Raw genomic sequence first — 22,177 nt, forward strand, 5'->3', positions numbered from 1 at the left:
CTCCTGCTCGGGAGTTAGCTTCCCATTGCCTCGAAAAGCCTGGCCGTCATCTCTGCGATGTTCCCTTATCCAGCGGCCCAGCATATTGGGGGTAATCCCAAGGCTTCGAGCAGCATCGGTTTGACTGTAGCCTTGATCCAGAACCAGGCTGATGGCATCCAATTTAAATTCTTTTGAGTACTTCTTTCGTGTGGTCAATTTCTTCATCTCCAGTTAGGGGTATTATCCTTAACTGGGTTGGTCTGTTCTATTAGGCCACGTCACTGCTTTCTTTACTCCAATGCCCTTTAAACTATTCGCTATCGCGTTGGCGTCAGCGCTGTTTATATTGACTTGCTGATGAGCTGAAGTTTGCTGGGTGGGGGCGGTTGGTGTGGTTTCGGCATAAGCACCTCCAATAAATGCCATTGCCAAAACAAATACTAATGCGGAAAAAATCTTTTCCATGGTTCACTCCTTTGAATGTTATTCCTTGCAATTGAAACTGCGAAAACAATATTAGTTGTCAGTAAAATTTTTGATACGGGTGAAATCTGAAACTGTTGTAGGTATTATCTTACAATTGTAAGAATTTGTAGATATGTCTTGATAATTTTTTATTATCGTATAAATTGAGATCTAACTTATTAGTGATAAGTTTGTTGTGCCTAACAATTAACTTTGATTAACTCTTTAAGAGGTGGAGTCAGTCTGAATGAATAAACTTGCTGCATATATAGAAGCCAAGTCTGAAATGGAAAGCTTGAAGAAGCGTCTTGAAGCTTTGGAGAGTGATGAGTCTCTGAAACAAACTCTCAAATTCCAGACAGAACTGGAAAAGTTAATGGACAAATTTGGTGTGTCCCGGGATGACGTCTTAAAAATGTGGGGTAAGAAGTCAGACGCCAAAAGCGCCTCTGACAAGCGTCGTGGTACACGCCCTCTGAAGACATACAAGAATCCAAAAACTGGTGAAACAGTCAAAACCCGCGGTGGCAACCATAAAACGCTGAACGCCTGGCGTGAAGAATATGGTAAAGACGCCGTTGACAGCTGGCTGGTTAAATAAGATTTTCAGCAATCAAGGCACTGGGTTTATCGTAATCCAAGGCTGAGTGATTGAGCTACACTAAAAGGCCCCATAAACTTTGTTCAGTTTTTGGGGCCTTTTTTTTTTCGCATTTCCCTCCTGAGGAATCTGTCCAATTCTTAGAATTGCCATTGTCATTTCAAAGATCTCTTCCCTATAATCAGATGAAAACATAATAAAAGTAACTGACGGGATGTCGGTTAATAGAGAATTGGAAAGTTCCGTGAAAGGCCTACTCAATTTCATACTGATAGCTTTGACGTTATCAGGGAGTGGCGTTTGTAAAGCTGCTCCTTGGACAGGAATCGATGATGTCCGCTTGCGTCAAAGCCTCCAATTACTGGTAGATTCAGGCTATTTAAACTTGAACGTTACCGCTTGGCCGATTAATTGGGCCAGTATACAGCGGGAAATCCTTAAGACCCCTCGTGATCAAATCCTTCACCCTTCCGCAAAGGTGGCTTTTGACTATGTCTCCTTTGAACTATCCCGAAACAAATCCAAATCACTAAAAGCTGAGGCTGGGTTCAGAGCAGCCAATGAGGCCCCTTTGCTAAAAAGTTATGGTGATATCTATACTGAGAATAACGAGTTGTGGGGGAGGCTCGATACCATGGGTGATTATTGGGCGTTAGGTATAACGGCCCGAGCGGTTGAGGGAGATTACAACGACAGCCCTGTCGGCAGACTTGATGGATCCTATATTGCCGGTCTGTGGGGTAATTGGATGTTTGGTATTGGCGCTATTGATCGCTGGTGGGGAGCCGGCTGGCAGTCCAGTTTGATCCTTTCAACCAATGCCCGGCCGGTTCCTGGGTTTTTTATAAAGAGAAATAACGACTTTGCCCCTTCAAGCGACTGGCTTAGCTGGATTGGCCCCTGGAGTCTCGAACTGTTTGCCGGCCAGTTAGAAAATGACCGTTATGTCCCTGACGCTAAGCTTTTAGGAGCCAGATTTTCCTTTCGCCCATGGCAGCCCCTGGAGATTGGGGCCACTCGCGTCGCTCAATGGGGCGGTGAGGGAAGACCACAATCTGCATCCTCCTTATTTGACCTGATTAGAGGAAACGATAACAGAGGAGATTCGGGCATTACTGAAGAGAACGAGCCGGGTAATCAACTGGCCGGCTTCGATTTACGGTACTCAATGTCATTTTTTAACATTCCCGGCGCAGCATATGTTCAGGTAATCGGCGAGGATGAAGCTGGTGGGATGCCCTCACGAAGAATTTGGTTGTTTGGAATGGAGACCTACTTTGATGTTGGTGCAAATAACATACATCAGTTTATCGAATTCTCTGACACCAAATCGGGAAGACTGTTAGGCAGTAATGAGTTTGCTGATTATGCCTATAATCATGGCATTTATCGGAGTGGTTACCGCTATGAAGGCCGGGCAATAGGCGCAGCTATTGATAACGATTCTCAGATTTTAACGCTGGGAATATCGATCACAACTTCAGAGAACTCGGTAATAGAAAGCGCTGTGAGCCACCTCAAATTAAATGATGACGCTGGTACTGGCTCGGTGGCTAGAAAGGCTGAGTTCGAAGCACGCAATCTTTATGCATTCAGTATGGGATTCCAAAGTGAATGGAGCCACTTGAGGTATAAGGCAGACTTAATTGTGTTTAGTAGGAAATTGGCGAATGACTACGCTACGAGTGGCGACTTCGCTATATCGCTTGAAGGTTCTTATAGGTTTTAGTTCGTTATGATGAAAGTGTTGTTTTGTCTTATTTTTGTGTGGTTAGTGATTGGCACCGCACAAGCTGCGCTGCCCTCCAATATTACACAAGAGCAAATTAATACATTTATGTCCTTGCCCGCCAGTCAAAGAGAGGCCATAGCAAGGCAAATGGGGGTGGAGTTGGATGAATTTGAAACCCAGATCAGGTCAGCGTCCTCTAATAATACAAAGTTAGAGGAAGTCGAAGTCGTTAAACCTATTGCGAAGGAAGTGGGAGACGATGAAGACTCTGATTCGCTTGATCTTCAGGAAATACTTGATCGCCTGAAGGAAGAAGAGGAGCCTGAAGAAACTGAATTAAAGCCTTTTGGGTACGATCTCTTTGCGGGAGAACCGACGACATTCGCACCTGTAACTGAAATACCTATACCGGCTGAGTATATAGTTGGACCTGGGGATGTCATTAAGCTGCAATTGTATGGAAAAGAGAACCGCGTCGATGAATTACTGGTAACTCGAGACGGAAATATTCAGCTTCCGGAAATTGGTCCGATGTCAGTGGCGGGTCTCAGCTTTGTCGAATTAAAGGATCAACTATCCAGAACAATAAAAGAAAAGTTTATCGGAGTTGAGAGTGCTGTATCTCTAGGCGAGCTTAGAAGTATGCGTGTTTTTGTTTTAGGTGAAGCGCGAGCGCCTGGATCGTATACCGTTAGTTCTTTATCAACCATCACAAATGCGCTATTCGTCAGCGGAGGTATACTCGAGACTGGATCGCTTAGAAATATTCAACTAAAGCGTAACGGAAAGTTGGTTAGTTCCTTGGATCTTTATGATCTTCTCCTAAAAGGTGATACCAGTGGCGATATACGTTTGTTGCCAGGAGATGTGGTTTTTATACCCTCCGTCGGAAAGACCGTAGCAGTGAGTGGCGAAGTCAGACGGCCGGCTATATATGAGCTCAAGTCTGAAAAAAATATCGATGAGCTATTAAGTATTGCTGGTGGACTTTCACCTCAAGCGAACCTGTCTGTAGTCAAGATAAATCGAATACAAAAGGGAAAAAATACTGAAATTATAGATCTCGATTTAAGTAGGCCTAACAGCGGGTTATTTGAAGTGAGAGGAGGAGATACGGTCAGTGTTGGATCTGTTAATTTGCTTTCAGAAGGTTTTGTTGAAATTCAGGGTGAAGTGACTCGTCCGGGGAATTATGCTTGGCGCAAAGGTATGCGCATATCTGACGTTCTTCCATCATTAAGAATGGATATAAGCCCGTCGGCAGACCTTAATTACGCACTGATTGTCCGCGAAATTAATGAACAGCGTGAAATTGCCACTGTATCCGTAAACCTTGCTGAAGCGGTGAGTCGACCAGGTTCAATTCAGGATCTTGAATTGGAGGAATTGGATACGTTGCTGGTTTTTAAAAGAGGTGAGGAAAGATCAGAGCTTTTGGAGCCTGTCATATCCAGGCTGGTTCAGCAATCCCGTCCAGGTGAGCCTCAGCAACTTGTTGATGTTGCGGGCGAGGTAAGGTATCCCGGGCAATACCCATTGCCGGCGAATCAAACATTTCAAAATATTATTATGGCCGCTGGCGGTCTTCTAGATAGCGCTTATACGATGAATGCGGAAGTCTCCCGCTTTGTTGCGACGTCCAGCGGAGCCGTAAAAACAGAAATAATACCTTTAAATGTGGACAAAATACTTAAAGGCGAAGAGTCAATTGCATTTGAAGGCCGTGATCGTATCCATATTAAGCGGATACCTGACTATGCACTTCGCATGAGCGTCAGAATTGAGGGGGAGGTGGTATTTCCTGGGGAATATACGTTACAGCGCGGGCAGAAATTGAGTGATTTGCTAAAAAGAGCGGGTGGGTTGACTGATATTGCTTTCCCGGAGGGCGCAGTGTTTACAAGGAAAAGTTTAGTAAAACAGGAAAAAGAGAGGCTGATGGAGGCCCGGAAGCGACTGGAAAAAGACTTGGCTTCACTGCAATTAGAATCAGCTAATGTTGGCAAAAATACATCTGCAGAAGATATTTCGAAGCTTCAGTCCATTCTTGAAGACGTTAAATCTGCTAAGCCTGTCGGTAGGCTTGTAGTGAAACTTGACGAGCTTCTAAAGGGAGACATTGGGCAAGATGTTGTGCTCCAGGACGGAGATGTTTTCTATGTTCCTCAAGTATCTCAATCTATCGCTGTAATAGGAGAAGTTCAATTCTCAACAAGCCATCTATATGAGTCTGACTTAGGAGTTGAAGATTACATCAAGCTAAGTGGAGGCGAAACACCTCAGGCAGATGGTGACAGGGTTTATGTTGTTCGTGCAAATGGGTCTGTTTGGTTACCTGGCAACTCATCTGGTTGGTTTTCGGGGAGTTCCAGTATGGATTTAAAGAAAGGGGATACGATTGTGGTGCCATTAGATACCGACAGACTTAACAGTTTGGAGTTGTGGACTAATGTCAGTCAGATTTTTTATCAAATAGCGCTTGGTGCGGCTGCTGTGGGGAGTCTATAGATATGTATGGCAGTAGTCCTTTAAGTGTAAAATCAAAGAATAGACATAATGAAGCTATGGATATTAGGGAGCGGGGAGGCGATGTAATAGATCTTAAGAAACTCTGGTTCGTTGTCTGGGGGGGAAGGTGGTTTATTTTAATTGTTACAGTTCTTTCATCTGTAGCCACTATTTATTTCGCATTTACAATTCAGAATATTTATAGATCTGAAGCTCTTCTTGCTCCTGTTTCAAATACAGAAAAAACAAATATTAGCTCTATTGCGGGCCAACTTGGTGGGCTTGGAAGCTTAGCTGGAGTTAGCATTACAGGCAAGTCAACAGATCCTGTAGTAGTCTCAATTGAAATATTAAAGTCAAGAGCTTTTATTTATGATTTTATTCGAGATCATAATCTTACAGCACGTTTAATTGCGACTAAATCTTGGGATAGAGATAAGCTGGAATGGGTTTACGATGAGGAGGTCTATGATCCTAAAAAAAGTACTTGGTTGTATAGTGCGGAACAAGAGAATAGTCAAAATATTAAACAGTGGAATGCGTATAAAAAGTTGTCAAACTCATTAAGCATTAATAAGAATATTTCATCTGGGTTGGTTAGTATATCTTTTGATTCTATGTCTCCAGCTTTCGCAAGAACTGTGGTTGACCTTCTTGTAAATGATATAAATGAGTATATGCGAGATGAAGATATAAATGAAGCAAAAATGAGCATTAACTATCTTCAGGGGCAGCTCGAAAAGACCTCCATTTCTGATATGAAACTAGTTTTCTATCAACTGATTGAACAACAAACAAAGAAAATAATGCTTGCTGAAGTACGAGACGAATATGTATTTAAAGTAATCGATCCTCCGGTAGAACCGATTGAAAAAATAAAACCTCGTAGGGCGATAATATGTATTGTTGGGTTCTTTTTGGGGTTAGGTTTGAGTGTGGTTTTAGTAATTCTGAGAAGCTGGGTTAAAAACAACTATTGAATATTTGCGCTATAACCTCCCTGCTTTATATAGGTCGACTATTCTAGCTAATAGAGTTAACGGTATTTACTTGATGGATGAGAGGAAGATAGTGAAAAAAGCATTTTTGACAGGAATAACAGGGCAAGATGGCTCGTATCTAACGGAGTTTCTACTTGAAAAAGGATATGAAGTACACGCTATATTACGTAGATCATCAGTCTTTACTAGTCAGCGTATTGACCATCTTATGGGTCACCCTAAAGTTAAAACATATCACGGTGACCTAACTGATTCAAGTAATCTACACACACTGTTAAGTAAGATAGAACCCGATGAAGTATATAACTTAGGCGCTCAATCTCATGTGGCTGTTTCATTTGAGGTTCCTGAGTACACTGCGGAAGTTGACGCTGTAGGGACCATAAGGTTATTGAATGCTATTAAAGATCTTGGAATTAAGACCAGATATTATCAAGCATCTACTTCAGAACTTTTTGGGGGCCTTCCTGAAACAGCTCCTCAGAATGAAAACACTCCGTTTTATCCAAAATCTCCTTACGGTGCAGCTAAACTTTATGCTTACTGGATAACAGTTAATTATCGTGAGTCATATAACATTTATGCTTGCAATGGAATATTATTCAACCATGAATCCCCACGTAGAGGGGAAACATTTGTAACAAAGAAGATTACAAAAGCTGCTGCAAATATCTATAAGGGTAGACAAAATATTCTTAAACTAGGGAATCTTGATGCTAAAAGGGACTGGGGGTATGCAAAAGATTATGTAGAGATGATGTGGCTAATGCTACAGCAGAGTAAACCCAAAGACTATGTTATTGCTACTGGGGAAACATATACTGTTCGTGAGTTCGTTGAGTTTGCATTTTTGGAAGTTGGAATAAGATTGAAATGGGAAGGCGAGGGCGAGAACGAGATTGGTATTGATGTGCAGACAGGTAAGGTTGTTGTAGCTGTTGACCCTAAATACTATCGACCAGTAGAGGTAGAATTATTGTGGGGGGATGCCACTAAGGCAGAAATGGAGCTCGGTTGGAAAGCTAAAACATCATTGAAGGAATTAGTAAAAATAATGGTCCAGTATGATTTGAGTTTTGATAACTATGGAGGCGATTTAACATGATTCTAGTGGTGGGGGCGACCGGGTTCCTTGGGAAGAGGGTGTGTAAACTCCTGGAGTCAAAAGGATTGGAATATACTCCCACTTCACATAGTTTGGGGTTAGATCTTAGGGTAAAGGAAGATGTTGTTCAATATCTATTGGAAGTAAAGCCAAAATTTGTATTGAACTGTGCTGCTTTTGTTGGAGGGATCCAATTCGGTGAGAAGTATCCAGTAGAAATTTTTCAAAATAATCTTCAAATGACCTTGAGCTTACTAGAGGCTTGTCGAATAGCTAATGTAAAGCGTGTAGTGAATCCAGTTTCAAACTGTGCCTACCCTGGACAAGCATCCCTGTTTAAGGAAGATGAGTTCTGGGATGGTCCTTTGCATGAGTCTGTGCTTGTATATGGATTTGTAAGGAAGGCATTTTGGGTTGGCTCATGGGCTTATGCTAAACAATATAGTATGGATGTAATTAATATAATACTTTCAAATATGTATGGTCCAGAAGACCACTTTGAAGAAGAGCGTTCGCACGCTTTAGGAGCGCTTATTATGAAGTTTGTAAAGGCTCAAATTGAAAATCACCCATTTGTAGAGGTATGGGGTAGTGGTAAGCCGGTTCGAGAGTGGCTTCATGTTGATGATGGTGCTGAAGCAATGGTCCGAAGTCTAAGTATTGAGAGGAAAATTGATCCAGTAAATATTGGCATTGGTGAAGGTATTTCTATATTAGATATGGCAAAGAAAATTAAGAAATATACAGGTTTTAAGGGCGACATAAAACTAGATACAAGTAAGCCTGACGGGGCGCCATATAAAACGGTTGATGGCTCGCGTGGTGAGGCCTTATTTGGCTGGAAGCCATCAAAACCCTTTGATGACGGAGTAAGAGAAACTATAGAGTGGTACCAAAAAAGTTTAGGTATAGTGAGGTAAATAAATATGATTGTAAGGGAAATTAAGCATGACGACTTGGTTCTGGCTCGCCATGTGCCTGCAGAGGTTGCATGGCGAGAAGACTTAAACTTTTTCTCGACAGATGAAGAGTTTGTACAGGTAGGTACTTGGGGTTATGACAATGACAAAGAATTGCTAGCCCATACTCATAATCAAGTAGTTAGGAAAGTGTTTTGGACGCAAGAAGTATTGTATATAAGAAAAGGAAGTATAAAGGCTAGAATTTATGATCTAAATGAGGAGCTTGTTAGTGAAGTAATTGCAAAGGATGGAGATATATTAATTCTTCTACGCGGTGGACATGGCTATAACATACTGGAGGACGGTACTCAAGTATTAGAAGTTAAGAATGGGCCTTATCTTGGCGCAGAGCGTGATAGAAGACGATTATGATAGAGAACATATTCTTTGATATTAGCAAGCTGAGAAAATGTGGTGATAATGTAGTTATTGGTAAAACTGTTCGAATCCGTTATCCAGAATTAGTAGAAATAGGTGATAACGTTATAATTGATGACTTTACGTATATTTCTACGAAATTAATTATAGAGGATAATATACATATATCTGCTGGCTGCAAAATAATTGGGGGAAGAAATAGTTTAGTAAAGTTTAGCTCTTTTTCAACTCTTGCACCAAATGTTGTATTAGCCGCCGGAAGTGATGACTATATAAGTGGTATTGCAAGTCCTATGGTTCCAATTGAATATAAGGGAAATATTGAGCTAGGTGAAATAACCATTGGAAGACATAGTATTATAGGTGCCAACTCAACAGTACTGCCTAATGTGTCTTTTGGCGAAGGGGCTTGCCTAGGGGCGCAGTCACTTGCGAAAGAGGATTTAGTACCCTGGGGGTTATATGCGGGTATTCCGGCTCAAAAGATTAAAATGAGAGATAAAGAAACCATACTTGCGCTGGAACAAAAATATTTGAAAGAGAATAGATATGTCTAAACCTTTTATTATGCAGATGCGACCCTGGTTTGGTGAGGAAGAGAAAAAATCAATCTGTGAGTACATGGATGAAGATGGGTTTATTACTGAGTTTAAACGTACGGAAATGTTTGAGCAGATGATTGCTGACTACACCGGCGCTAAACATTGCGTGGTTGTAAATAATGGAACAGTTAGTCTAACACTCGCAGCATTAGCATGTGGCCTTTCCTATGGGGACGAAGTCATCGTGCCCAATTACACTATGATAGCTACTCCAAACTCGGTCAAACTTATAGGCGCTCAACCAGTGTTTGTGGACGTTGAGATAGAAACTCTGTGTTTGGATATAGCAAAGGTAGAGAAAGTAATCACGCCAAGGACTAAGGCGATAATTTTGGTACTGGCGAATGGTCGTTATCCAAAAACCGGAATAGAAGCGTTTGAGAGATTAGCTATATCTAAAGGGCTGGTTTTAATAGAGGATGCTGCACAAGCGCTTGGCTCTCGTTATCCCGATGGTCGTCATATAGGAACTGTAGGTGATGTTGGGAGTTTTTCCTTCTCTGCGCCAAAAATAATTTCCACCGGTCAGGGTGGGTGCTTAGTCACAAATAATGATGATATGGCTCGAAAGATCAGGCGCTTGAAAGACTTTGGAAGATCTCATGGAGGTAATGATATCCATGATGAAATAGGCTTCAATTTTAAGTTCACAGAGCTCCAAGCTTGTATTGGTATTGAACAAATGAAAAAGCTTGAATGGCGCGTAAATAGGAAGAAAGAAATCATGGAGAGGTATAAGCGTAGTCTGTCTAATATCTCTGAACTGAGCTTTTTTGAACAGAATCTTTTGTGCACAACACCTTGGTTTATCGACTTAATAGTGGAGCGCCGTGAAGAACTTCAGTCTTCTCTGAATGAGGCCGGAATTGGTACAAGATCCATGTATCCTCCAATTAATAAGCAGGCTGCTTATCAAGTAGAGGGAGATCATATGGTCTCTAACCTTATCGGCGAAAAAGGTCTGTGGTTACCTTCATCTAGTCAGCTTTCTAACAGTGATATAGATAGGGTATGTCATTCAATAGCCGATTTTTATAGAAAATGAAAATAAAAGAGCTGTTAGCTAAAGTGTGGAGAAGGGGTCTAAAATTTTTTGCCAATAAGCAGTACTTGAGATACATGCCTGCTCCTCCTGTTGAAGTGCTTGCGAGCGAGTGGCCTGAGTATTTTAACAATGGATGTAATAAAAAGAAGGTTCTGTATATAGCAGCTAAGTATGATTACGGAGATAGAAGCCGTGGTATTTCGTATGAAGAGTATAACTTTCTTTACACTCTCAAGAATATGGAAGATATTGAACTAATAAGGCTTGATGTTTATTCCCTATGCCACCGATATGGAAAGGATACAACTAACAAGGTTATAAAGGAAGTGGCTTTGCTCAATGGGGTGGATAAAATATTAGTACTTCTATACCACGATATATTCAAACATGAAATGTTTTTGGAACTTTCGAAGAGCAAAACCTTTGAAACTATCTTGTGGCTTTTCGATGACGATAAGCGATATAAATCTACTAAAGGTTTGGTTCGATGTTTTAATAAAGTCGTCACAACCATTCCGTTTAGACATGAACAGCGGTTAAAGAAGGGAATTAACTCTCAGTTAGCTCAATTTGCCGCAAATCATTTTCTGTATAAAGATTATTCAATAGAAAGAGATGTTGATGTTGTCTTTATAGGGCAAAACTTCGGGCATAGACAGGAATATATTGAATATTTAAAAGAGAATGATATTAATGTCTTAGTGTATGGGAGAGGGTGGCCTAACTCTAGACGCCTTACCCAAGTAGAGATGATTGAACTATTAAACCGAGCGAAAGTGGCACTTAACTTTAGCTCATCTGATGGTAACCCAAACCTCAGGTTCCTTAAGGGTAGGGTATTTGAAATTCCCGCAACTGGTGCTTTGTTGCTAACTGAAGAATGTGAAGACCTAGATAAGTATTTTGATATAGATAAAGAAGTAATCACATTTCATGACAAAGAAACTTTACTTAATAAGATAAAAAACATTATTTCAGATCCAAGGCTAGTTAAATCAATATCTGAAACTGGTCAACTAAAAGTTATTGAAAACTATACTTTTGAAAGATATATAAGAGAGGTTTTGTAATGTTAAATATTAATTATTTATTAGAGAAATTTTTCTGATATTAACTCTATTATAATTGTATGATATTAAGCTACAAAAACTGTACGAAGTTTTTTAATAGTAACTGGCGTTCCTGTAGGAAATATTGAGTATATTTTCTCTGGAGAGAGTCAAAAAAGTTGTTATTATAAAATCGTAAAATTTTAGCATTTTCGCAGCAGAAAATTGATTAATGGTAAAACAATATGAAGGTTGCGGTTGTTCCATTTTATAAGTCTCAGCTAGGAGGTGCTTTTTTCGATACTAAAAGCAGATCTAATCGGGATAATGCCTTAGATCCGTTTGTGAGTATAAAAAGAATATTTCAACTTCAAAATATTGAAGTTGATACTATAGATAATGTTAATATGGACGAAGCGGATGGAGTTATATTTTTTAGTTTGAATATTTCTATTTTGATAAAAGCTTTTATTAAGGGAAAGCTAAATAGGAGTATATATGTATCATTTGAACCGCCTGTGGTTAGGCCAATACACTCACCCTGGGCGCTCAAAATAGTATCAAAAGCCTTCCGAAAGGTACTGACCTGGCAAGATGACTTGGTAGGCACAAATAATTTCGAGAAATTCTTTTTTCCAGTACCTGACTTGCGGCATAAGGTCGAGATAAAGAACTTTAAAGATAGAAAGTTTCTAACATCCATAGTTGGCTATAAGAAATATAGAGCAAAAAATGAACTATATAGTCAAAGAATAACAGCGATACGTTACTTTGAAAAAAAGTATCCGAAAAGTTTCGAATTCTATGGAGTTGGTTGGAGTAGAGAAAAATTTCCCAGCTATAGAGGCCCTGTCGATAGTAAGTTGGAGGTTCTCAAAAGTTATAAGTTTTCAATCTGTTATGAAAACGAGAAAGAAATAAATGGTTTGATTAGTGAAAAGATATTTGACTGCTTCTTCGCTGGTGTGGTGCCCATATACTGGGGAGCGAAAAATATTGAGAGATATATTCCTAAGGAATGCTATATCGATAAAAGAGATTTCTCAGATTATACATCTTTAGGTAAATACATAGATCAAATTTCATCGAGTCAATACTATGAGTATTTGTCTAATATAGAAAGATTTCTGGAAAGTGGATGTTTCGAAAAACATCTCTCACATTGTTTCGCTAGAAAATTGATGGAAGCAGTGGTAAATGAAGGTGAACATAAAATAAAATCATTTGATGTTTATGTTGTTTTAGCCACATTGCTGATTAATAAGGTGTGGGTGTACTTAAGAAACAAAACGTCAAGAATATATAAATGATTTGTGAAATGGTGAAGCTTTTTATAGAGAAAAATGATGCAATAGTTCTAATTTTAGGTCGCTTATTACAAATGACTTTTACTTTTATTTCTATAAAGGTTATTACTAATACGTTACCAGTTGATGAGGTAGGGTTTTACTACCTAGTTCTATCTATTATTGGCTTTGCCACTATGACATTTATGTCACCTGCTGGAGTGATGCATTCAAGAAAAATAAATATATTGCATGATAGAAAGCTACTTTTATCTAGCTTCTTGATTCTCTTTATATATGGGGCAATCATATCGATAGTTGTTGCCTATCCTCTCCTAAAGTATCTAAGAGGTTCAGAAGTACCCTACGATCTAAGTTACCTTCTTCTGTTGATTTTAACCTTGGATTTAACAATAGGAACAGTCTCGTCTGCAATAGCTTTAACCTTTAATATGTTATTTGATCGTGTAAAGTTTGTACTGTATACAAATCTTTCTCTATGGTCTGGACTGGTTATATCTGTTTTATTAACTAACTATATTGAATTATCATCTGTATATTGGCTACTAGGGGTGATGCTAGGAAAGTTGATCTCTTGCTCTATTATTTTGTTTGATTTCTTTAAGAATATAGAATCAAAAATTAACTTTTATTATGTAAAGAAGATTATATTTTCATTAATTAGCATTAAGAGTGCAATAATATTCTGCATCCCCATAGCATTAGGTGCTTTGGGAACCTGGTTTCAAAACCATTACTATAGGTTCTATATAGAGCATATGTTTGACCGTGAAATTCTAGCAATTATCGGACTTGGATTCTCGCTGTCTGCAACGTTATCCATTTCACTTGAATCTGTAATTACCCAATACTTTGTGCCAACTTTATATAAAAAATACCAATATGATGTTAAGAATTTTTATTTATATGTTAAGAAACTATTTAATGCGCTAATTATATTATATATGACTTTTTTTGTTTTTGTTTCATATTTTGCACCCGTATTGATTGATTTGGTATCTAACGAGACATTCAAGAACTCTTCAGTATTTCTTATGTATGGATTATTGATTGACTTCCTTCGTGTAAATACACGATTGTTTTCGCATATCCTGTATTTGGAAGGTAAAACTACAAGTATTATGAGATCTTCCATAATTGGAGCGGGTGCTCTAGCTGCACTGTTAGCTGTTGGGATATATTTCAAATTTCATCAAATAGAGTATGTTGTTATATCATTGCTAATATCTGTGGCTTTATCCTTTTTTGTTATATATAAAACGGCTGCTAAAATATCCGGATTTTATTTTAGCTACTGGCGGCTATTGTACGCAACAATCTTAACGTCTATTTTTGTTAGTGTTATGTCTGAATTTGTAGGAATTGAAACGGTATCTGAACTAAGCGCTAGCATAGGTTTATCAGTTGCTAGTTTTATAGTAATACAGAGGATTGCTAACTCTGAAATATTTATTTTAATTAGAAATGTCGATAAATGAAGAGCATTAATATCGTAACTATAGCTGACAAGAGATACTTCATCTCTCTTTTAAATCTAATTGGATCCCTGAAAAAGACAAACTGTTTTTTTATCAGTGTGTATGACATAGGATTGACAAGATTACAGTGTAGGAGGTTGATGCTTATACCTGGCGTTCAAATTAAGGACTTTAACGGTTTAACTAAATCTATAAATCCTTATGTAGCAAAGTGTCTTGTATGGGAGGAGATATCCAAGTACGGTGGACAGGTACTTTATGTTGATGCAGGTATAATGATTTGTGGTAGTTTGGAGGCTCTTTCTAAAGAAGTACCCAAGAATGTATTACTTTCAATACCAAGCTCCTTTACAAATAAATATTGTACTCCTAAAGAATTTATTTCGAAGTACAATTTGGATAGTGTTTTCTTGGATAAAGCGGAGTTGGGGTCGGGTTTTGTATGGTTTAACTTTGATAATCCAATAACAAAGTTGATTGTGAATCATACAAAAAAAATGGCTTTAGAAGGGGATGTTGAGGGATGGTCTTACAAGGAGCAATCGAGGAATCGAGGTATTGCAAAGAGTAATATTGTAAGAAATTGCCATCTATTTCGACATGATGAAACAGCTTTAAATATATCAGCGTATATATATGATAAAAATAACAAACCGCTTCATCCAATGAGAAAGTATAATCATTGTTTTAAGTTAGAATATGAAGATCAGATAGTTTATACCTATAGACGGAGGAACCGTGCTCCAGCACTTAAATTCGCAATAAGTGAGGTTTCTGCGAAGCAAAAGTGGCGTTATTTCTGGGTGATAATTAAAAATATATATGCTTATTTTGGATTGACACTACTTCGAAATTATCGATTTTATAGGACCTCTAAAGTTTATACTTGTTTAATTAATGAAATTAATAAAATATCTTGTGGAAGGTTTCTTTTGATAAAGAGATCAGATAGAAAGTATAAGTATAAGTCAGAATTAACTACATATATAGAAAATAGTCTGGTTGATAGAAGAAGATTTAAATTTGATACCTTTCAAGTTTTAGTGGATACAGCCTCTTTTAACGCTACTAGCGTATTAAGTGAGGAAGATTTAAAAGAGCTAGAAATTAACACTAATGATATAGTTGCAGTAGATGTAATTCGGATTTCAATGTCAGTTATAACTATGTTAATTGAAAAATGTGTACCATTCTATATTCGATATCGTGTCTTGGAAGATGATGTCTATTACAAGCAAACTGGGAGAGTTATATCTACTATAAAAGATAAATATAGGGTATATAACGCTGAAATGGAAGATGTAGTCGAGCTTTATGAAAGTGAAAGCCAGATGGAAAGACATTACTCTGAGTTAAACTTTCATCCTATTTTTCATGATAGAGAGATTATCGAGCTTTTATTTATTCCAATAGTGTCTTTTAAAAAGGGAATCCTAAATGACGCAGAAGATCTCCGTTGTAATGCCTGTCTATAATGGCGAAAATTTCCTAAATGACGCGATAGAAAGTATATTAAATCAAACATTTACAGAGTTTGAATTTATAATCGTAAATGATGGCTCTATTGATAGAAGCTTGGAAATTATAGAGAGTTATAGTAAAAATGATAATCGAATTGTAGTTATATCTCGTTATGAAAACATGGGGTTGCTCTACTCTTTAAATGAGGCGTTGGATCGTGCAAAAGGAGAGTTCATTGCTCGAATGGATGCAGATGATATTAGTTTGCCTACGAGACTCGAGAAACAGCTTCTATACCTCGAGCAGAATGAATTGGATATATGTGGTTGCCATTATTATCTTATTAACGATCGTGGTGATTATATAGATGCCGCTTTAGTGCCAGTTGTCGGTGAATCATTCCCTGTTTATCTAAGTTATACGACACCATTTGCTCATGGGGCGGTAATGTTTAGGTCCTCCTTATTGGCAGAAGAGATAAAATATGGGTGTCGAGGTTATAAGTCAGCAGAGGACTATGCCTTATGGTCTGAGCTATACGCACGAAACTATGCTTTCGGAAATGTGAATGAATTTCTTTTTCTCTATAGAGATATTTCGTCTTCACTCTCAAAGGTGAACAGTAAAAGTGTAAAGAAAGATGCAATTAGAATTTCAAAAAAGAATCTTCAGAAATATGAAAAGGATATTTATTTCAGGATACGTTCTTTAGAGCGAAGGTGTTTTTCAAAAAGAGAAGAGGAAATAATTTCAATTTGTTTATTGAGATTGGCTTTCTATATCGGTAAATTTTCTGCTCTTTTGAAGCTACGAAGCATAAGTAAAAGAGCTGTGGTAATAGGAACAATGCGTTTCTTAATTGAGTCTATCAGGTAGTTAGCGCTTATGATTGAATTGGCTGGTAGCCGGTTACATAGCAGCTTCGTTTTGTCGAGCTCTAGCTTCATACTTACCCTGCTGTATCTTTGTTTCCTAGTAGACTGTGTGAACTCTGTACTGATCAAGTATACCGGCGAGTATAACTGGTACTCTCAAATGATAAGAGGGTTGGCTGAGGTTTTGTTTATTAGCTTCCTATTTCGAGCTAAATGTTATCAGCCAGTTTTAATTTTGGTGTTTTTTTTGTTTTCTAACCTCATGGGAATGCTGCTGTTATATGGTACTTCAGAAAAAATAGAGCTTGATGAATTTTATCAAAACTTTGTTATAGTAAATAAAATGCTTTATTTTTTTGTGGTTTACTTCGTGATAAGTGTTTATTTTAGAGAAAACTTTAAAATAGAAAAACTATTTTACTTCTTTGAGTTTTGTTTTCTTGTATACGTGGCGTCAATATTCATCGGTTTTATATTCCAAATTGACATCTTTCGTTCTTATGCAGTGGGTGCACGTTTCGGTTTTAAGGGAGTTATTGTTACAACTAATGAGGCAGTAGGCTTACTTTTGATTGGGTTTTTTTATTTCTATATGAAGTATTTAACCTATTATAGGAAGTATGATATTGCTGTCATATATTCAATATTTTTTTGTTCCATAATTGTTGGGTCTAAGGCTAGTGTTTTCTTCTCTATATTATCGCTGGTGCTACTTATAGGCCCACAGCTTAAAAGTAAGAGATTTTTTCTAACCTTCTTTGTTTTTATTGCTGGGTTTGTAGTTATCTCACTGGAATACCTTGTAGATAAATTTGAAGTTACTATGAATTACTTTTACTACTTTTATAATAGAGGAGATGCTATCGTTAGTATTCTTTTAACAGGCAGGGATTGGAGGTTAGCTACTCTTATTGAAGAACTGTTTATAGTTGGTGATTATCCTATTTATAATTATATTTTTGGCGGTTTTAATTTTGTTAGGCTAGGAACAGAGATGGATGTATTCGATATATTGACGGCTTTTGGTTTTATGGGAGTTGTTTATTATTATTTGTATATATCGTATTTTTTTAGATTGTCGAAATGTACTCGTTACTCTTTGATATTTTTGATCATATTTTTAACTGCCTCTAGCCTTGGCGGACATTTGATTTATAACGCCGTTATCCCTGCGTACTTGGTTATATTATGTTTGCGATTTAGAAGCTATGCAGGAATAAGGAGTCAGTTATAATGTTGCTTATATTGGGTCCATATCCTCCGCCCTATGGGGGTGTATCTAACCATATTTCTAGGATACTGCCTTACCTGAAATCTAGAGGAATAGAACATTCTGTCTATAATCAATACAGTGTTGGAGATTCCTCGAAAAACGTGTATCCGATAAAAAATAAATATATATGGTGGATAAAATTTTTAATTCGGCCTCAAAATAATCTGGTTCACTTTCATCAGTTTTCATGGCTTCATTTTCAGTATTTTCTACTTTATTCACTTTTTAATAGTAATAGATTTTTGCTTACAATTCATAATGAAAGGTTACTTACCGGAGCTCCTATTCTTCGAGCTATTTCCATTTTTTGTTTGAAGTTTACTAAATGTTTAAATGTAATTGTTGTGTCGGAATCAGTTTATAAAAAACTTAAACTTTATGGTATTGAAGGTTTGGTGCATCTGCCAGCCTATGTTCCCCCTATTACCAAGTCAATTCGTAATAAAATAAAGCGAAAGTATACTGTTTTCTTCAATATATGGAAAGTAGATTCAAGGAAATCAGTTACAGTATATGGTATAGATTTGTTGATAGAGATTGCATCGCTTTACCCAGATATACAGTTTGAATGTTTTGTTTCATCTGAGAAGAATTTAAGATTGCTTTATGACAGCATAAACCAAAGAAAAGTAAAAAATATTGAGGTTGTAGTTGGTGAGAACTTGGTATCTCATTTTTCTAGAGCAGATTTGTTTTTACGGTTGAACAGAGATGATGCATATGGTGTTTCAATACAAGAGGCCCTAGATTGTGGCGTACCTGCTATTGCTTCAGATGTTTGTCTAAGGCCTCGTGGTGCGTTGTTGTTTGAATCAGGAAACCTAAAACAATTAAAAGCGGTCTTTGAACGAGCATTAAGCCTTCCAAGGCATACTCTTATAAGTGAAAGATTGTCAACAAAATATCATCTTGAATTGATTGATATATATAGACGGAATCTAGGACGTTGAGAATGAAACAAGTTGCCCAGGTGTTTAAAGCAGGTAGTATTAACATATACGATGTACCCGTACCTACTTTGACTGATAAATTCGTATTAGTCAGGAACGCTAATTCTGTAATTAGTGCTGGTACGGAAAAAACGAAAGTAGATATGGGCAAAAAAAGTTTGCTGCAAAAAGCGAAAGCTCGACCGGATCTCGTCAGGCAGGTAATTAAGAAGTTACAGACTGAAGGGCTGGGAAAAACGCTACAGACAGTGAATAGTCGGCTCAATTCACCTAGTCCATTGGGGTATAGTTCCGCCGGCGAAGTGGTTGCTGTAGGAGGGTTGGTAAAAGGGCTGCGTCCTGGTGATAGAGTAGCTTGTGGTGGCGCAGGTTATGCAAATCACGCCGAATTTGTGGCAGTACCAAAAAACTTGATTGCAAAAGTGCCGGATAACGTTATCTACGAGGAAGCAGCCTTTACAACATTGGGAGCCATTGCGCTGCAGGGTGTGAGATTAGCCGAGCCCAGGTTGGGGGAAACATTTTTAGTGATTGGCTTGGGGTTGCTCGGACAAATAGCCGTTCAATTGCTTCGAGCCAATGGGTGCAAGGTAATTGGTACAGATTTGGATCCTTCCTTGGTCAGTTTAGCCGAAAAATACGGTGCCGTAGGTGTTCATCCTGGAGGGGATGCTGTTGCGACGTGCCACGAATTAACTGGGAGCTACGGTGTAGACGGGGTTTTAATTTGTGCCGGAACCTCAAGCAATCAACCTGTTGAATTGAGTGGGCAAATCACTCGAGAAAAAGGTCGAGTAGTTGTGATTGGGGCTGTGCGTATGGACATACCGCGTGAGGAATACTTTAAAAAGGAAATTAGTGTTGTTATTTCACGCTCATATGGTCCTGGCCGTTACGACCCAGAATATGAAGAGGGTGGCGAGGATTATCCCTATGGGTATGTGCGATTCACTGAACAGCGGAACATGGAGACATTTCTTAGTCTCGTCTCTCAGGGAAGTCTGGATATCTCAGGGCTGATTACTCATCGTTTTAAGTTTGAAAATGCTAATGATGCCTATGAGCTGATAGAAGGAGATAAGAAGGAACCGTATCTCGGAATAGTATTGCAATATGGTTCAATATCCCCAAGCCCAGTTTCTGAGCACAGAATTACTATCAATCCCGAGCCTATTGTTAGTGGTTCTTTAGGTATTTCATTTTTCGGTGCTGGTAATTATGCGACCTCTAGTCTCCTACCGCCATTGCGTGGAATGGAAGGGGTGGAATTTACGGGGCTGGCGACAGCTAGTGGTAGAACAGCGCAAGCGGTTGCAAAACAATTCGGTTTCCGCTTTTGTTCCAATGAGTTGAACGAATTGTTCACTGAAGAAACTGATATGTTGATGGTAACTAGTCGTCATGATACCCATGCAAAATTGGTGGTGAAAGCTTTAGAAGCTGGCAAACATGTTTATGTTGAAAAGCCTCTGGCGATGTCAGTCAAAGAGTTGGCGGCCATACATTATGCGTACACTAAGCGGGGAGACCGTCAGATAATGGTTGGGTTTAATCGGCGGTTTTCTGCTTTGACGACTGCTGCGATAGAGCATTTTGCCGAAGTGCACAGTCCCAAGATCGTAAGTATTCGAATTAATGCAGGGGTTATCCCACAGGATCATTGGATACAAGATCCAAAAGTCGGTGGAGGACGCTGGATTGGGGAGGGATGTCACTTTGTGGATCTAGCCTCGGCTCTGATTGGCAAGGAGCCTGTCTCTATTTATGCCATAGGAATGTGCAAACCCTCTAAATCAACTCTGCTAAATGATAATGTTTCTGTTTCTGTCGCGTATGAGGATGGCAGTATTGCGAATATTGTGTATGCAGCCGACGGCTCCAAGGCAATGCCTAAAGAACGCATCGAAATGTTTGGTGGTGGTCGGTCAGCAGTTATCGATGATTTCCGCGTCTTGACCCTTTATGAGAGCGCCACCACCAGCAAGCGAAAGAAACTTGTTTCACAGGATAAAGGACAGAAATCCATGCTAGCTCTATGGGTGAAAGCAGTGAAGGATGGAGACGCCTGTCTTGCTTATAGGTCCTTGATGGCCAATAGTCTTGCAACAATACTTGCGGTGGAATCAATGACAATTAATCAACCGCTTCGCGTTGATTTATCTCTCCTGGAGGCTTGATGCCGCACTTTAATAATAAAAATAAATTCTTTGCAGATCACTTATCGACTATTCGGGGAAAGGTTCTGGATAACGCTCGTGCTAGCCGTTTTGCAGGTTTTGATCCTTTCGACGGACTAAATAGTGTTTTATTTAAGCGTACACCTTTGTATAAATCTAGTATCTGCCGTTTAGCCTGGCTTCAACTACATAAGAGATTGCCTGTAAATCTTCGACCCATCGTCGGTGTCCCTAAAAAACGAAACCCAAAAGGGGTTGCCCTTTTTATTTTGGGGCTTTTGGAGGATTTCGAGCGTACTCAGGATCAGAGATATCTTAATGAAGCTGAGGCGCTCGGTGAATGGTTGTTGACCCAAAGATGTGATCGAGATACTTGGAGCTATAGTTGTTGGGGATATCATTTCGATTGGGAGGCACGCGCTTTTTTCGTTCCAGTTGGGAAGCCTAATATTATAACGACCTGCTATGTGGCAAGGGCCTTAATAGAGCTTGAGGACGCTACCGGGTTTCTAAAATATGGAGAGGTTGCAGAAGACGCTGCTTTTTTTATCAGTAAAAGACTATTTACCAAAGAGGATGGGCGCTGTTTCTATGCTTATATCCCAGGTGAAAGAGCGTTCGTGCATAACGCTAGTCTTTGGGGGGCTGCTTTGGTGTCAAAAATGGCAGCTCAGACAGATAATCAAGTATTACTAAATCAAGCGTTAGAAGTGGCGAGACAGTCGATTGACGAGCAGCGCGAAAATGGTGCTTGGGTTTATGGGAGCATGCCCCATCATCAATTCATAGATGGATTTCATACAGGCTATAACCTTGAAGCTCTTCTTTTGATTCAAGAGGTTATGGGCACTAATGAATTTGAAACCGCAATCTCAAAAGGATTCCACTATTATAAATCTACTTTTTTTTTGGAAACTGGTGCGCCTAAGTACTATAACAATAAAGTGTACCCTTTAGATATGCACTCCGTCGCTCAGGCAATTTTTACGTTGTTAAAAGTTGGCCATTCGTCTGACGATCTGAAATTGGTGGAAAACGTGATGCAATGGGCGGTAAATCATATGTATATACCTACTGAGGGTAGATTCAGATATCAAAAGCATCGCTGGTTTAACAATAACGTAAATTATGCACGGTGGACTCAGGCGTGGAGTTACTACGCTATTGCGTTTTACCTGAACGTTTTGAGCAAGCGAGAGTTTAGTCAAAAATAACACTCCTTAACA

Annotated in this window: 20 protein-coding genes; 18 read left to right on the top strand and 2 right to left on the bottom strand. The window is 38.8% G+C overall.

The window, feature by feature from the left end; all coding sequences use genetic code 11:
• Both F566_RS0104275 and F566_RS31905 read right to left on the bottom strand, forming a co-directional pair.
• The coding region (locus tag F566_RS0104275) for a transposase (RefSeq protein ID WP_026179747.1) at positions 1–198 on the bottom strand (198 nt) is incomplete at its 3' end.
• A 30-nt stretch (positions 199–228) separates the two neighbouring features.
• Positions 229–447, bottom strand: a complete 219-nt coding sequence (locus F566_RS31905; protein WP_020405737.1) for a ComEA family DNA-binding protein — start codon at positions 445–447, stop codon at positions 229–231.
• 247 nt (positions 448–694) lie between these two features.
• Here F566_RS31905 and F566_RS0104285 point away from each other — a divergent pair, with 247 nt between their 5' ends.
• From F566_RS0104285 to F566_RS0104375, 18 genes are all read left to right on the top strand, one after another.
• Positions 695–1,048 (top strand): histone-like nucleoid-structuring protein, MvaT/MvaU family, encoded by a 354-nt coding sequence (locus F566_RS0104285; protein WP_020405738.1) that lies wholly within the window; start codon positions 695–697, stop codon positions 1,046–1,048.
• 244 nt (positions 1,049–1,292) lie between these two features.
• Positions 1,293–2,777: a capsule assembly Wzi family protein gene (locus F566_RS0104295; RefSeq protein WP_157496648.1), complete on the top strand. Its 1,485-nt coding sequence runs from the start codon at positions 1,293–1,295 to the stop codon at positions 2,775–2,777.
• A 6-nt stretch (positions 2,778–2,783) separates the two neighbouring features.
• The gene (locus tag F566_RS0104300; RefSeq protein WP_020405741.1) at positions 2,784–5,288 is read left to right on the top strand and encodes an SLBB domain-containing protein; all 2,505 of its coding nucleotides are present in this window, start codon (positions 2,784–2,786) and stop codon (positions 5,286–5,288) included.
• Between the two features lie 2 nt (positions 5,289–5,290).
• A complete protein-coding gene (locus F566_RS0104305; protein WP_051085265.1) occupies positions 5,291–6,268 on the top strand; it encodes a Wzz/FepE/Etk N-terminal domain-containing protein in 978 nt (325 codons plus the stop codon).
• Between the two features lie 73 nt (positions 6,269–6,341).
• Entirely contained in the window at positions 6,342–7,394 is a 1,053-nt protein-coding gene (gmd, locus tag F566_RS0104310) for a GDP-mannose 4,6-dehydratase (RefSeq protein ID WP_020405743.1), read from the top strand.
• Positions 7,391–8,314: an NAD-dependent epimerase/dehydratase family protein gene (locus tag F566_RS0104315; RefSeq protein WP_020405744.1), complete on the top strand. Its 924-nt coding sequence runs from the start codon at positions 7,391–7,393 to the stop codon at positions 8,312–8,314. The genes gmd and F566_RS0104315 overlap by 4 nt, the downstream gene beginning before the upstream one ends.
• A gap of 6 nt (positions 8,315–8,320) precedes the next feature.
• A complete protein-coding gene (locus F566_RS0104320) occupies positions 8,321–8,728 on the top strand; it encodes a hypothetical protein (protein ID WP_020405745.1) in 408 nt (135 codons plus the stop codon).
• Entirely contained in the window at positions 8,725–9,291 is a 567-nt protein-coding gene (locus tag F566_RS0104325) for an acyltransferase (protein WP_020405746.1), read from the top strand. The genes F566_RS0104320 and F566_RS0104325 overlap by 4 nt, the downstream gene beginning before the upstream one ends.
• On the top strand, positions 9,284–10,381 hold the full coding sequence (locus tag F566_RS0104330) for a DegT/DnrJ/EryC1/StrS family aminotransferase (protein WP_020405747.1): 1,098 nt from the start codon (positions 9,284–9,286) through the stop codon (positions 10,379–10,381). The genes F566_RS0104325 and F566_RS0104330 overlap by 8 nt, the downstream gene beginning before the upstream one ends.
• A complete protein-coding gene (locus F566_RS0104335; protein WP_020405748.1) occupies positions 10,378–11,451 on the top strand; it encodes a glycosyltransferase family protein in 1,074 nt (357 codons plus the stop codon). The genes F566_RS0104330 and F566_RS0104335 overlap by 4 nt, the downstream gene beginning before the upstream one ends.
• A gap of 224 nt (positions 11,452–11,675) precedes the next feature.
• The gene (locus tag F566_RS35200) at positions 11,676–12,740 is read left to right on the top strand and encodes a glycosyltransferase family 10 domain-containing protein (RefSeq protein WP_020405749.1); all 1,065 of its coding nucleotides are present in this window, start codon (positions 11,676–11,678) and stop codon (positions 12,738–12,740) included.
• A complete protein-coding gene (locus F566_RS0104345) occupies positions 12,737–14,215 on the top strand; it encodes an MATE family efflux transporter (RefSeq protein WP_020405750.1) in 1,479 nt (492 codons plus the stop codon). Before F566_RS35200 ends, F566_RS0104345 begins: the two co-directional genes overlap by 4 nt.
• Before the next feature lie 140 nt (positions 14,216–14,355).
• Entirely contained in the window at positions 14,356–15,690 is a 1,335-nt protein-coding gene (locus tag F566_RS0104350; RefSeq protein WP_157496650.1) for a hypothetical protein, read from the top strand.
• Positions 15,653–16,552 (top strand): glycosyltransferase family 2 protein, encoded by a 900-nt coding sequence (locus F566_RS35205; RefSeq protein WP_020405752.1) that lies wholly within the window; start codon positions 15,653–15,655, stop codon positions 16,550–16,552. Before F566_RS0104350 ends, F566_RS35205 begins: the two co-directional genes overlap by 38 nt.
• A gap of 108 nt (positions 16,553–16,660) precedes the next feature.
• Positions 16,661–17,785 carry a hypothetical protein gene (locus F566_RS0104360; protein WP_157496652.1) on the top strand — a complete coding sequence of 375 codons (1,125 nt, stop codon included), beginning with the start codon at positions 16,661–16,663 and terminating at the stop codon, positions 17,783–17,785.
• 383 nt (positions 17,786–18,168) lie between these two features.
• Entirely contained in the window at positions 18,169–18,774 is a 606-nt protein-coding gene (locus tag F566_RS36780) for a glycosyltransferase (protein WP_157496654.1), read from the top strand.
• 2 nt (positions 18,775–18,776) lie between these two features.
• Positions 18,777–20,951: a bi-domain-containing oxidoreductase gene (locus tag F566_RS0104370; RefSeq protein WP_020405755.1), complete on the top strand. Its 2,175-nt coding sequence runs from the start codon at positions 18,777–18,779 to the stop codon at positions 20,949–20,951.
• On the top strand, positions 20,951–22,165 hold the full coding sequence (locus tag F566_RS0104375) for a glycoside hydrolase family protein (RefSeq protein ID WP_020405756.1): 1,215 nt from the start codon (positions 20,951–20,953) through the stop codon (positions 22,163–22,165). Before F566_RS0104370 ends, F566_RS0104375 begins: the two co-directional genes overlap by 1 nt.
• Positions 22,166–22,177: the final 12 nt, after the last annotated feature.

The sequence above is a fragment of the Hahella ganghwensis DSM 17046 genome, from assembly GCF_000376785.1.
Classification (GTDB): Bacteria; Pseudomonadota; Gammaproteobacteria; order Pseudomonadales; family Oleiphilaceae; genus Hahella; species Hahella ganghwensis.